Here is a 12,638-nt window from a genome sequence, read left to right as displayed (position 1 = left end):
ATGGCGCTTTCTGAATACAGCAAGCGGCTGCTGGGTGCCTATGCCGAGCAGCCGTTCCTTATGGCTCCCATGGCGGGCGTGACCGACCCCGCCTATCGCATCATGTGTCGCCGCCGCGGTGCCAACCTTGCCTACAGCGAGATGGTGAGCGTGGCGGGTCTTGCCTATGCCAGCAACAAGACCTGGCGCCTGGTGCTACCGGCCGACGAGGAGCAGCAGATTTGCGTGCAGCTCTTTGGCTCCAAGCCCGAGCAGTTTGCGAGCGCCGTCGTCGCCGTCGAGGAGCGCGTTGGCGATCGCCTGTCGCTCATCGATATCAATATGGCATGCCCCGCCCGCAAGGTTGTCACCAAGGGCGAGGGTTCGGCGCTCATGCGCACGCCCGACCTGGCGGAGAAGATCGTCGAGGCCACGGTTGGCGCGGCGCACGTGCCCGTGACCGTCAAGATTCGCAAGGGCTTTTATGCCGAGGACCGCAATGCCGCGACATTTGCCCAGATGCTTGAGAGTGCAGGGGCTGCCGCAGTCGCCGTGCATGGTCGTTGCGCCACGCAGCTCTACACGGGCCAGGCCGATTGGTCGGTCGTCGATGAGGTTGCCGACGCTGTCGAGATTCCCGTGATTGGTTCGGGCGATGTGTTCTCGGCCGAGGACGCTGCTGAGCATCTGCACGGCTCGGGTGCCAGCGCGGTGTTTATCGCGCGCGGCATCTACGGCAATCCGTGGGTGTTCGGCGATGCCCGAGCCCTTGCACTCGATGGCACGCCGGTTCCTTCTCGCTCCTCGGTCGAGCGCCTGGAGGCTCTGCGCGAGCACCTGACGTTGACGCACGAGCTTCTGCCGCTCATGTCGCGTGCTCGCACGTACGCAAGCTGGTACTTAAAGGGCATGCCCCATGCCGCCGCCTGGCGCGCTCAGGTGGTGCGTTGCTCTACGTACGAGGAGTTTATGGCGCTGGTCGATGATATCGAGCGCGACGTGGTGGCCTGCGAGGCCGCGCTTGCCGCCGGCGAGTCGGTGCCTGCTCATCCGCTGGAGGCCTAACGGTGGCCGTTACCGCGCTGTACGTGCACGTGCCGTTTTGCGCTCAAAAGTGCCGGTACTGCGACTTTGACTCGCGCAGCTTTGCTGCGTGTGATTTGGATGCCGCGCTTGATTCCTATTTTGAGCAGTTGTATGCGCGCCTCGATTCCTTTAGCGACGCCGGGGCGCTTGCGCAGGTCCGCACGGTCTATACTGGCGGCGGCACGCCATCGCTGGCAGGGGAGCGCCTGGTGGAACTTGCCCGGCGTATCTCCATGTGGTGCAAACCCGTTGAATTTACTTGCGAAACCAATCCTGAGTCCCTGACCGCTGAGCTCGCCACCGCGCTTGCCGAGGCGGGTGTCACGCGCATCTCTCTGGGCGTGCAAACCCTCGACAATACCGAGCTGGCTGCTATTGGCCGCATTCACGATGCTAATCGGGCACTTGCGGCTATCGCGACGGTGAAGGATGTTGGGCTCGATGTGTCGTGCGACCTTATGTGCGGGCTTCCCGGACAGACTATGGCGAGCTGGCAGCATACGCTCGATGGCGTGCTTGAGGCGGCCCCGCACCATGTGTCGGTCTATCCGCTCACGCTCGAGGAGGGCACGCCGCTGTACCGCATGGTGTGCCGTGACGAGTCGCTTGAGCCCGATGAGGATTTCCAGGCCGCATGCATGGACGTTGCGCGCCAGCGGCTGAGTTCGGCCGGCTACCATCCGTATGAGGTGGCGAGCTACGCGCTCGATGGGCATGAATGTGCCCATAATATCGCCTACTGGACTGGTCGGGGCTACCTGGGCCTGGGTCGTTCTGCCGCGGGCATGCTCGACGACGAGGATTTCGACCGCTTGGCTGGACTGTTTCCCGGCGTGGCTCCCCGTGGTGACTTTCACCGCGTGCGTTTGGTACAACGCGACGATGCCGCGACGATGTTTGATGCCGAGTATCTGTCGCGGCGCGAGGCGGCGGCCGAGGACCTGATGCTCGCTTGTCGCATGACGCGCGGTGTTGATTCCGACCTGTTGGTTCGCGCGTCTCGTGTCATCCCTGCCGATGAACTGGCAGCGGCTTGTGATCGCGCTCTTGAGCTTGGGCTTGCCACTTGGGTGCCCGAGCACGGTGATACCCATGCGGGGCCTATCGCCTCTGTCGATGTCATCGCTGGCCGCACCTGTGCCCGTCTGGCGCCGACCCATCTGGGCTGGCTCGATGGAAATGTTCTGTTCGAGCTGTTTTGGGATCTAGCTTAGGCCACTCGGGTAGAATTACCGGAATATATACGCTGCTGTGAGCAGGAGGTTGCCGCGCATGGCGACGATGAACGAAAAAGATTACTACGAGATTCTGGGTGTCTCCAAGGACGCCACCTCGCGTGATATTCAAAAGGCCTTCCAGCAAAAGGCCCGTAAGCTCCATCCGGACGTCAATAAAGAGCCGGATGCCGAGGAAAAGTTTAAAGAGGTTTCCGAGGCCTACGCCGTGCTTTCGGATGAGCAAAAACGTGCGCGCTACGACGCCATGCGTTCTGGCAATCCCTTTGCCGGTGCTCCTACGGCTTCGCCCTATGGTGGCGGCTACGCCGGCAGCACGGGCTATGGCAATCCCTTTGAGGGCGGCTTTCCCTTTGGTGGCGCCTGGGGCCAGCCCCGTCGCGGCCAGGCGGCCTACAACCCCGAGAGTGGCGCCAACGTGGTCGTCGATATCAAGCTCGACGCCAAGGAGGCCAAGAGCGGTGCCCACAAGACCGTTCGATACACCCGCTTTGACACCTGCGGGCATTGTGGCGGATCGGGCTCCGTTTCGTCAGAGCATGCCCACACCTGTCCGAGCTGCGGTGGTCGCGGCCATATCGATGTCGACCTGTCCTTCCTGTTTGGTGCGGGCACGTTCCAGACGGTTTGTCCTGAGTGTGGCGGTTCCGGCAAGGTCGTTGCCGACCCGTGTCCCGATTGCGGCGGCAGCGGCCGTATCCGCGTGACCTCCGAGCAGACGATTGAGTTTCCCGCCGGCACGCATGATGGCGACGAGGTGCGCATCCCCAACATGGGTCACGCCGGCACGAACGGCGCTTCGGGCGGTGACCTGGTCGGTCGCGCGCACGTTGAGGCCGAGCGCCTGGAGGGTAAGGCTCGCACCGGCTTCTACCTCATGGGTATCATCGCGCCGTTTTTGGTACTGTCGGCCATCTCGGGCGTGTTCTCCGCCTTTGCCATGATGTGCTTCATTCCGTTTGCCATGGGCTTGTTCATGGTGCTGTCGGACGGCGTGCTTCATCGCAGTCTGCTGTGGTGGAAGCGCGGTGCGATGCAGTTTGCCAATGGATTTGCCAACGGTTTTATGTTCGCGCTCGTGTCGGTTTGGTTCGCGAGCTGCTCGCAGCGGGCCGTGCTTTCGCCGTACGGAATTCAATAACATCAAACCCTCTGTTTGCGCCCGGCCCAGCTTGGGTATAGGACGCACTGTGACAATAATGAAAGTTGGAAGGATTCGGTCGTGTCGGAAAATAGGGATTACTACGAGGTACTTGGCGTTGACAAGGATGCCGACGCGCGGACGATTAAGCGCGCGTTTCTAAAGAAAGCCCGTACGGTACACCCAGATGTTTCGGACGACCCCGAGGCCGAGGCCAAGTTCAAAGAGCTCAACGAGGCCTATTCCGTTCTTTCCGACGAGCAGAAGCGTGCTAACTACGACCGTTACGGCACCGCGGACGGCCCCGGTGGCTCTGGCTATGTCGACATCAACGATATCTTTGGCGGCATGGGCATGGACGACCTGTTCTCGTCGTTCTTTGGCGGTGGCGCCGGTGGTGGCGCTCGCAGCCGTCGCGAGCGCCGTCGCGGTCGCGATATGGCCATCTCCCTTTCGGTGACGCTCGAGGAGGCGGCGCTCGGCTGCAAAAAGACGATCAGCTACGACCGTCTTGCCCCTTGCGATGACTGCAATGGTACCGGCAAGGCCGAGGGCGCGACCGTAAAGCAGTGCAGCCGCTGTCACGGCACAGGCTATGTGACGACGGTCCAGCGTTCGTTCCTGGGTCAGGTTCAGTCCTCTTCGCCCTGTCCTGACTGCCACGGCGAAGGCACGGTCATCGATCATCCCTGCGAGACCTGCGATGGTCAGGGCCGCACGCCTTCGCACGAAAAGATCGACATCGATATTCCCGCCGGCGTTTCGACCGGTCGCCAGCTGCGTGTGAGCGGCTTTGGCGAGGCCGGCCTTCGCGGCGAGCCTTCGGGCGACCTGATTGTCAACGTGCGCGTTGCCGACCATGAGCGCTTTAAGCGCAACGGTGACGACCTGTACCTGGTGAGCGATATCTCGATTGCGCAGGCTGCGCTCGGCTGCGAGATCGAGGTCGAGGGCATTATGCCCGACGAGGTCGTTAAGGTGACGGTTCCCGCCGGCGCCCAGTACGGCGACACCGTGAGCGTCAATAATTACGGCATGCCGCGCATTGGCGGTGGCGGTTCGCGTGGCCGCCTGATCGTGCAACTGCGTGTGGTCGTTCCCACCAATCTTTCCAATAAGCAGCGCGAGCTGCTCCGTGCTTTTGCCGATGAGATGGGCGATGACGTCGCTTCCGGTAAGAAGTCGGTGACCGACCGTATCAAGAGTGCCCTCGACGATATCCTCGATTAAGGAGCCCGCGTGCTCGCACCCCATATTTCCGTCGTCAACCTCGGCTGCCGTGTCAACCGGGTTGAGTCTGACCGTATCACTGCCGATCTTATGCGCCTGGGCTTTGCTATGGTGGAGCCCCAGGATGCCGATCTGATCGTCATTAACACCTGTGCCGTTACGGGCGAGGCCGAGGCCAAGACACGTAAGGCCGTCCGTCATGCGCTGGCCCATCCAAACGAGCCTTATGTGCTCGTGACCGGTTGCGTGGTCAATTTGCATCCCGAGGAGCTGTTGGAGCTTTCGGATCGTGTGATCGCCGAGCCGTCCAAGATCGATGTCGCCGAACGTGTCTGCGAGGTGCTGGGCGTTGAGTCCGATAGCGTTCCCGCCTGCAGCGATGGCGAGGTGGTCGATGCGCTCGGTCGCTCTCGCCTGGGCGTGAAGATCCAGGACGGCTGCAACCATCGCTGCACCTATTGCATTGTGTGGAAGGCGCGCGGCCCCGAGCGCTCCGTGCCCGTCGAGTCCGTGCTTGAACAAGTTCGCGAGGCCCAGGAGGCCGGCGTGCCCGAGGTGGTGCTGACCGGTGTGAACCTGGGTGCCTACGATGGCAAGAGCGCGACCGACGAGCATGTCGAAATCGATGAGCTGCTCGAGGCCATCATGGAGCGCACGACTATTGCGCATGTGCGCATTTCCTCGGTCGAGCCCATGGATATCTCTGAGCGCCTGCTTAAGGTTATGGCGCGCTATCCGCAGCGTATCGCCCCGTTTTTGCACCTGCCCGTGCAGTCCGGCTGTACGGCGACCCTGCATCGCATGGGTCGTCCCTATAGTGCGGAGGCCTTTGAGGACACGGTGCGTATGATTCGCGCCAACTTGCCCCAGGCGTCTCTTTCGTGCGATGTCATCGTCGGTTTTCCTGGTGAGACGGACGAGGAGTTCGAGGAGTCGCTGGCGCTGTGCCGCCGCGTGGGGTTCTCGCGTATGCACGTGTTCCGCTACAGTAAGCGTCCCGGTACCCTTGCTGCCGACATGCCCGACCAGGTGCCGCCCGAGGTTATGGCCGAGCGCAGCCGCCGTATGCGAGACGCGGCGCAGGAGCTCGCTATTGCCGATGCTCGTCGTCGCGTGGGCACCGTCGAGCGTGCCGTGCTCGAGTATGGTGACAACCTGACGCTCGGTTCGTTCCATCATGCCCGTCTTGACGATACCTGTGGACTTACAGCCCCGTGCCTGCTCGATGTTGCTATCATCGGAGTCGATGATTCCGGCTTGGTCCATGCGCGCAGGGAGGTCCATGGAAGCCTCGAAGATTAGACTTACCGTTCCCGAGGGAGTTGATCCCTCGCGTGTTTTGGGCGCCGGCGACGGCGTCCTTCGTGCGCTCGAGAGCTTGGTTCGCGCTCACGTGGTCGCCCGTGGCGATAGGATCTCCGTGAGCGGCGACCCGGACGAGGTCGAGCTCGTGGCGCGTTTTTTCGAACACGCTTTTCGCGAGGCGGCCGCCGGGCGCACGCTGTCTGCTGACGATGTCTCTCGCTGCCTGGCCGTCTTGCGCGACGGTGAGCACGAAGCTACGTCGCTTCGCGATGACGTGCTGCTTTCGTATCGCGGCCGCGTCATTCGCCCCAAGACGCTCGGGCAAAAGCGCTATGTGGATGCCATCCGCTCGCATACCATCACGTTTGGCCTGGGTCCAGCCGGTACCGGTAAGACTTATCTGGCCATGGCTCTCGCCGTTGCCGCGCTCAAGCGCCACGAGGTGGGCCGTCTGATCTTGACGCGTCCGGTTGTCGAGGCGGGGGAGAACCTGGGCTTTTTGCCCGGCACCCTCGAGGAAAAGATCGATCCGTACATGCGCCCGCTCTACGATGCCCTTTTTGACATGATGGATCGTGAGCGCACCGATGAGCTTATGGAGCGCGGCGTGATCGAGATTGCCCCGCTTGCCTATATGCGCGGTCGTACGCTGAGCGATGCTTTCGTGGTGCTCGACGAGGCGCAAAATACCACGCCCGAGCAGATGAAGATGTTCCTGACACGCCTTGGATTCAACTCCAAGTTCGTGATTACCGGCGACCTCAGCCAGCGCGACCTGGTGGGTCGTCGTGGTGGCTTGGCGGATGTCGAGAAGATTTTGGGCCGTGTCGACGATGTGGCGTTTTCTCACCTCGAGCGTGCTGACGTGGTGCGTCATGCCCTGGTGGGTCGTATCGTCGAGGCATATGATGCTTATGATGACATGCGTGAGCAGCGCTCGCGCGACCGAAAGGAGTCCCGTTGAGTGTATTGATCAGCAACGATGCCGAGCTCGATACGCTGCTCGACGCGCAGGAGGTGGAGCACATCTGCGAGGTTGTGCTTGCCGCCGAGGGCGTTGAACGTGAAGTCGAGATTTCCCTTTCGTATGTCGACGAGGACGAGATGCACGAGCTCAACCACGAGTGGCGTGGCATCGACCGCACCACCGATGTGCTCTCGTTTGAATGCGACTCGGCCTTTGACGAGGATATTCCCGCCGACGAGACGCTCGAGCTCGGCGATATCATCTTGGCCCCGCAGGTCATTGCCCGTCAGGCCCCCGGCTTTGGCAATAGCCCTGCCGACGAGTGCCGCCTGATGCTCGTACACGGCATGCTGCACCTGCTGGGGTATGACCATATCGAGGACGACGAGGCCGAGGTCATGGAGGCCCGCGAGGACGCTATCCTGCGCGATCTGGCGCTCGAGCGCGGCGAGGACCCCAAACTCGTTCACGTCGGCCCCATCACCAATCATGCCCACGACTAGGAGCCGTTTATGATTCCCGGATCGAACAAGGACCATCCGTCCTTTTTAAAGTCGTTCTCCTACGCCATGGAGGGCTTCGTCACCGCCGTCAAGACCGAGCGCAACATTAAGGTTATGCTCGTAGCGGGCGTGTGCACCATCATTGCCGGCTGCATCGTGGGGCTCGACATTGCCGAGTGGGCCACGATTATCATCTGCTGCGGCCTGGTGATTCACGGCGAGCTGTGCAATACCGCCATGGAGGCCATTGTCGATCTGGCGACCCAGGAGCTCCATCCGCTGGCAAAACGCGCCAAGGACATCGCCGCCGCCTCGGTATACGTACTTTCAATCACCGCCGCGATTGTGGGCTTGCTGGTATTTGCCCACGCGCTCGGCTTTATTTAGAAAGGGATTCCCATGTCCGACAATATGCAGCCTATCGATGAAATTTTGGACGACGAGTCCCCGGATGCTAAGGCGACCGAGGCCTATGAGGAAGTCGAGGAGTTCGACCCGTTTGAGGGCATGAGCGACGAGGAACTCGACGCCCTGTGCGACGAGGACGACAGCCTCGCGGGCTTTGGCGACGTTGAGCCCGGTTTCCGCAGTGGCTTCGTGGCCTTGGTCGGCCGCCCCAACGCCGGTAAGTCAACGCTGCTCAACGCCTGCTATGGCAAAAAGGTCGCCATCACCTCGCCGGTGGCCCAGACGACCCGCCGTCGCATGCGCGCCGTCGTCAACCGCCCCGGCTACCAGCTGGTCTTTGTCGATACCCCGGGTATCCACAAGCCCAAGGACGGTCTAGGGTCCGAGCTCAACAAGAGCGCGCTGTTCGAGCTGAACGATGTCGATGTTGTCGCGTTTTTGATTGATGCCACTAAACCGATCGGCAGGGGAGACGCCTGGGTTGCCGAGCGTGTCAAGAATGCCCGTTCCAAGAAGGTCCTGGTGCTCACCAAGGCCGATGAAGCCGACCCCGCACAGGTCATGGAGCAGCTTAAGGCCGCCCACGAGCTTATGGAATATGACGACGAGATCGTGACGTCGTCGGTCAAGAACTTTAACGTCGATGCCTTCATCGAGACCGTTGCGCACTTTTTGCCCGAGGGTCCGCGTTGGTTCCCCGAGGACATGGGTACCGACGCTTCCGATGAGACGCTCGTTGCCGAGTTTGTGCGCGAGAAGGTCTTGCGCCGCACCCGTGATGAGATCCCGCACTCCGTGGGCGTGATTTGCGATGCGCTTGAGCAGACCAAGAAGGTGCTGCGCGTGCACGCCACCATTTACGTCGAGCGCGAGGGCCAAAAGGGCATCATCATCGGCAAGGGCGGCGAGATGATCAAACATATCGGCATTGACGCCCGTCGCGACCTTGAGCGCATCTTTGGCACCCAGGTCTTTTTGGAGCTGGACGTGAAGGTCAAGGCCGGCTGGCGTGACGACGAGGCCCAGATTCGCCGCTTTGGCTATAACGCCGAGGATTAGGGACACGCGGCGCGAATGGCAGGTTCTCGTACATATCGCACGAAAGTGCTCGTGCTCGATAAGACGAAGCTCAAAGAGACGGACCTGATCCTGACGATGCTTGACGAGCGGGGTCGGCAGGTTCGTGCCGTGGCAAAGGGCGCCCGCAAACCCGGCGGACGCCTGGCTGCGCGCTGCGAGATGTTCTGTACCGTTGATCTGCTGCTTGCGCATGGACGGTCGCTCGACGTGGTTTCCCAGGCCGAGCTTATGGAGGCGCCGCTCGGCGCTGCTCCCGATTACGAGATGACATGCGCCGCAAGCGCGATCGCCGAGGTCGCGCGCGTGTGCTCGTTCGAGGACGCCGAGGACCCGTTTACCTTTGCCATAACGCAGCGAGCGCTTGCCCTGGTGGGCAGCGGGCTCGACGCGGCGCATATGGATCTACTTGTGGCGGCATATGTCTTTAAGCTGCTGTCGCACGTTGGCTATCGACCCGATTTTTCGGCCTGCGTGCTGTGCGGAGACCCCATGCTGTCGTATTTTTCGCCCCAGGCGGGCGGTCTCATGTGCGGGTCGTGCGCGTCGAGCGTTCCGGGTGCTGTGCTGGTGTCGACCGGTGAGGTCGCGTGGCTGCGCGCCCTCATGTCCATGACCTTCGATGTGCTTATGACCGAGAGGATCGACCCCCATACAGCAGCTTTTTTGCTCGGGCTTTCGCATGTGTGGGCGGCGACGCATACCGACCAGCGCCTCCGTGCGATGGAATTCATGTTGGGTCGGTGATGATGCGCATGGGCGGTCTGCTTGTGGTAACATACCGACCTGTTGGTACCTCGACCTTGGTTGCTCGCTCCACCGGCGGCTTCCCAGTCCGAGGCGAATCGAGTCGCCCGTGGGCGACGCAAAACGAAAGGTGAAACAATGACTGTTTCCAAAGAGCGCAAGGCGGAGCTGACTGCCCAGTTCGGTAACACCCCGGTCGATACCGGCAACCCCAAGGTTCAGGTCGCCATCCTGACCGAGCGCATCAAGGAGCTGACCGAGCACATGAAGTCCCACCAGAAGGACTTCCACACCCGTCGTGGCCTGCTCATGCTCGTCGGCCGTCGTCGTCGTCTTCTCTCCTACATCAAGAAGAACGACATCGTCGAGTATCGTGAGCTCATCAAGGCTCTGGGCATCCGCGACAACATCCAGTAGGATTTGTACATGCAAGGAGCGTCCTGCGCAGCGGGGCGCTCTTTTTGTGTAAGGGCGTGAACAATCACGCTCTGAAGCGTGGCGGGGGCAGGGGGCCCGCGTCACATGAGGAGCCTGCAGGCAAGGGGCCTGCGGGGTAAAGGAGAACAATGACACTCGTATCCAAGACCTTTGAGCTGTACGGCAAGACCTACACCTTTGAGTCGGGCGAGCTTGCCAAGCAGGCCACCGGCGCCTGCCTGGTCAAGCAGGGCGACACCACGATGCTCGACACCGTGGTTGTCTCCAAGGAGCGCAAGAACTACGACTTTTTCCCGCTGACCGTCGACTTCAACGAGAAGATGTACGCAGCCGGCCGCATCCCGGGTGGCTACCTCAAGCGTGAGGGCCGTCCCAGCGAGAAGGCCACGCTCACCGCGCGCATGATCGACCGTCCGATTCGCCCGAGCTTCCCGGACGGCTTCCGCAACGAGGTGCACATCGTCGCTACCTCGCTCGTCGCCGACCAGGTCAACCCCTTTGACGTCATCAACGTCATGGGTGCTTCCCTGGCCATGACGCTCGGCGGCGTGCCCTTCGAGGGCCCGCTTGCCTGCGTGCGCATCGGCCGCAACGTGGAGACCGGCGAGTTTATCGTTAACCCCACCTATGAGGAGCGCGAGAACTCCGATCTGGACCTGGAGCTGGGCGGCTCTGCCGACTTCATCTCGATGGTCGAGGCCGGCGCCGAGGAGATCTCCGAGGACGACATGCTCGCCGCCATGAAGTTTGGCCAGGAAGCCCTTGCCGCCTTCTGCCAGGCCCAGGACGAGTTCGTTGCCGAGTGGGAGCAGGTCAATGGCGCCATCGTCAAGAAGGAGTACCCGCTCGACCAGCCCGTCGAGGAGGTCCAGGAGCGCATCTTCGCCCACTACGACGAGATGGCCGCCGCCCTTCGCGACGCCGACAAGCTCTCCCGTATCGGTAAGGTCGAGGCTCTGAAGGAGTCCATCCGTGCCGAGTTCACCGAGGAGGAGCAGGCCGCTTGGGAGCGCGAGATCCCCGTGGCGCTCAAGAAGCTCGAGAAGAAGGCTATGCGTACCATGGTCGTCGAGACCGGCGAGCGCGTCGACGGCCGTGCCGCCGATGAGATTCGCCCCATCATGGTGAAGGATAACTACCTGCCGCTCGTTCACGGCTCCGGTCTGTTCCAGCGTGGCCAGACCCAGGTGCTTTCCGTCCTGTCGCTCGGTATGCTCAACGAGGGCCAGCGTCTGGATACCATCGAGCCCACCGAGGGCAAGCGCTACATGCACCACTACAACTTCCCGCCGTTCTGCACCGGCGAGACCGGCCGCATGGGCAGCCCCAAGCGCCGCGAGATCGGCCACGGCAACCTGGCCGAGCGCGCTTTGCTTCCGGTGCTCCCCGACGAGAACGAGTTCCCCTACGCCATCCGCGTGGTCTCCGAGGTCATGGAGTCCAACGGCTCCTCTTCGATGGCCTCGACCTGCGGCTCCACGCTCGCCCTTATGGACGGCGGCGTGCCCATTAAGCGCCCGGTCTCCGGTATCGCCATGGGCCTGATCCAGGAGGAGGGCAAGACCGTGGTCCTGTCCGACATCCAGGGTCTCGAGGACTTCCTTGGCGACATGGACTTTAAGGTCACCGGCACCACCGAGGGCATCACCGCCCTGCAGATGGACAACAAGGCCACCGGCCTCACCTTCGACATCCTGGCTCGCGCTCTGCAGCAGGCCAAGGAGGGTCGCGCCTTCATCCTGCAGAAGATGCTCGATGTGATCCCCGAGCCGCGCCACACCACGCGCAGCACTGCTCCGCGCATCGTTTCCATCCAGGTTCCGACCGACAAGATCCGCGACGTCATCGGTTCCGGCGGTAAGGTCATCCGCGGTATCCAGGACGAGACCGGCGCCTCGGTCGACATCCAGGAGGACGGCACCGTCTTTGTCGGCGGCACCGGCGAGTCCGTCGACCAGGCCGTCGAGCGTATCAAGCTCATCATCAAGGTTCCCGAGCCGGGCGAGGAGTACACCGGTCGCGTGGTCTCCATCCAGCCCTTCGGCGCCTTCGTCAACCTGCTGCCCGGTAAGGACGGCCTGCTGCACATCTCCCGCGTCGCCAAGGGCCGCGTGGAGAAGGTCGAGGACGTCCTCAACGTGGGCGACGAGGTCAAGGTCGTCGTCATCGAGGTCGACGACCGTGGCAAGATCTCGCTCGATCGTCTTGACAAGCCTGAGGCCCCGGCTCGCGCCGAGGGTGCCTCCGAGGGCGACGGCGAGCACTTCCAGCGTCGTGAGCGTCCGCGTCGCGAGCGCTCCGAGCGCAGCGACCGTCCGCGCCGTCCCGGCGACAACGGAGGCCGCAAGCCCCGCCGCCACCACGACGCCGAGTAACAGCCGCACATAAGCAGCTCAACAAGGGCGATCCCGTATTGGGGTCGCCCTTTTGCTATTCCCGGCGGGGGCCGCGGGTAAAGTTTCCTGCTCTACAGTCCTGCTCGCACGGAGAGCACATTAAGTGCTCTCCGGCTCGTGCGGAAC

12 protein-coding genes are annotated in these 12,638 nt (G+C 62.3%); all 12 read left to right on the top strand.

What is annotated here, in order from left to right; genetic code table 11:
- The 12 genes from dusB (at nucleotide 1) to DWV32_RS02690 (ending at nucleotide 12,491) form a co-directional block, all read left to right on the top strand.
- Entirely contained in the window at nucleotides 1-1,044 is a 1,044-nt protein-coding gene (dusB, locus tag DWV32_RS02745) for a tRNA dihydrouridine synthase DusB (RefSeq protein ID WP_117757121.1), read from the top strand.
- A gap of 2 nt (nucleotides 1,045-1,046) precedes the next feature.
- On the top strand, nucleotides 1,047-2,279 hold the full coding sequence (gene hemW, locus DWV32_RS02740; protein WP_117757120.1) for a radical SAM family heme chaperone HemW: 1,233 nt from the start codon (nucleotides 1,047-1,049) through the stop codon (nucleotides 2,277-2,279).
- Nucleotides 2,280-2,337: 58 nt separating this feature from the next.
- Nucleotides 2,338-3,441, top strand: coding sequence for a DnaJ domain-containing protein (locus DWV32_RS02735; protein WP_187361809.1), 1,104 nt, complete (start codon nucleotides 2,338-2,340; stop codon nucleotides 3,439-3,441).
- A gap of 81 nt (nucleotides 3,442-3,522) precedes the next feature.
- Nucleotides 3,523-4,671, top strand: coding sequence for a molecular chaperone DnaJ (gene dnaJ / locus DWV32_RS02730; RefSeq protein ID WP_117757119.1), 1,149 nt, complete (start codon nucleotides 3,523-3,525; stop codon nucleotides 4,669-4,671).
- A 9-nt stretch (nucleotides 4,672-4,680) separates the two neighbouring features.
- Nucleotides 4,681-5,973, top strand: a complete 1,293-nt coding sequence (locus tag DWV32_RS02725; protein ID WP_117757118.1) for a MiaB/RimO family radical SAM methylthiotransferase — start codon at nucleotides 4,681-4,683, stop codon at nucleotides 5,971-5,973.
- The gene (locus DWV32_RS02720; protein WP_117757117.1) at nucleotides 5,954-6,940 is read left to right on the top strand and encodes a PhoH family protein; all 987 of its coding nucleotides are present in this window, start codon (nucleotides 5,954-5,956) and stop codon (nucleotides 6,938-6,940) included. Before DWV32_RS02725 ends, DWV32_RS02720 begins: the two co-directional genes overlap by 20 nt.
- Nucleotides 6,937-7,446, top strand: coding sequence for an rRNA maturation RNase YbeY (gene ybeY / locus DWV32_RS02715; RefSeq protein WP_117564282.1), 510 nt, complete (start codon nucleotides 6,937-6,939; stop codon nucleotides 7,444-7,446). Before DWV32_RS02720 ends, ybeY begins: the two co-directional genes overlap by 4 nt.
- Nucleotides 7,447-7,455: 9 nt before the next feature.
- Complete coding sequence (locus tag DWV32_RS02710) at nucleotides 7,456-7,833, top strand: diacylglycerol kinase family protein (protein ID WP_117635248.1); 378 nt, start codon at nucleotides 7,456-7,458, stop codon at nucleotides 7,831-7,833.
- A 12-nt stretch (nucleotides 7,834-7,845) separates the two neighbouring features.
- A complete protein-coding gene (era, locus tag DWV32_RS02705; protein WP_187361808.1) occupies nucleotides 7,846-8,913 on the top strand; it encodes a GTPase Era in 1,068 nt (355 codons plus the stop codon).
- A 15-nt stretch (nucleotides 8,914-8,928) separates the two neighbouring features.
- Nucleotides 8,929-9,678 carry a DNA repair protein RecO gene (recO, locus tag DWV32_RS02700; protein WP_117757116.1) on the top strand — a complete coding sequence of 250 codons (750 nt, stop codon included), beginning with the start codon at nucleotides 8,929-8,931 and terminating at the stop codon, nucleotides 9,676-9,678.
- 138 nt (nucleotides 9,679-9,816) lie between these two features.
- Nucleotides 9,817-10,095, top strand: a complete 279-nt coding sequence (gene rpsO, locus DWV32_RS02695; protein ID WP_099431792.1) for a 30S ribosomal protein S15 — start codon at nucleotides 9,817-9,819, stop codon at nucleotides 10,093-10,095.
- Between the two features lie 149 nt (nucleotides 10,096-10,244).
- The gene (locus tag DWV32_RS02690) at nucleotides 10,245-12,491 is read left to right on the top strand and encodes a polyribonucleotide nucleotidyltransferase (protein WP_117639884.1); all 2,247 of its coding nucleotides are present in this window, start codon (nucleotides 10,245-10,247) and stop codon (nucleotides 12,489-12,491) included.
- The last annotated feature ends 147 nt before the right edge of the window (nucleotides 12,492-12,638 follow it).

Source organism: Collinsella sp. AF04-24 (genome assembly GCF_003465685.1).
Lineage (GTDB): Bacteria > Actinomycetota > Coriobacteriia > Coriobacteriales > Coriobacteriaceae > Collinsella > Collinsella aerofaciens_AP.
Note: the sequence above shows the minus strand (reverse complement) of the source record. Positions and strands in the feature narration are given on the sequence as shown.

Coding starts and splice junctions, on each gene's coding strand:
- DWV32_RS02690 (WP_117639884.1), top strand. CDS start 10,245: ATGACACTCGTATCCAAGACCTTTGAGCTGTACGGCAAGACCTACACC.
- dusB (WP_117757121.1), top strand. CDS start 1: ATGGCGCTTTCTGAATACAGCAAGCGGCTGCTGGGTGCCTATGCCGAG.
- era (WP_187361808.1), top strand. CDS start 7,846: ATGTCCGACAATATGCAGCCTATCGATGAAATTTTGGACGACGAGTCC.
- DWV32_RS02720 (WP_117757117.1), top strand. CDS start 5,954: ATGGAAGCCTCGAAGATTAGACTTACCGTTCCCGAGGGAGTTGATCCC.
- recO (WP_117757116.1), top strand. CDS start 8,929: ATGGCAGGTTCTCGTACATATCGCACGAAAGTGCTCGTGCTCGATAAG.
- rpsO (WP_099431792.1), top strand. CDS start 9,817: ATGACTGTTTCCAAAGAGCGCAAGGCGGAGCTGACTGCCCAGTTCGGT.
- DWV32_RS02735 (WP_187361809.1), top strand. CDS start 2,338: ATGGCGACGATGAACGAAAAAGATTACTACGAGATTCTGGGTGTCTCC.
- DWV32_RS02710 (WP_117635248.1), top strand. CDS start 7,456: ATGATTCCCGGATCGAACAAGGACCATCCGTCCTTTTTAAAGTCGTTC.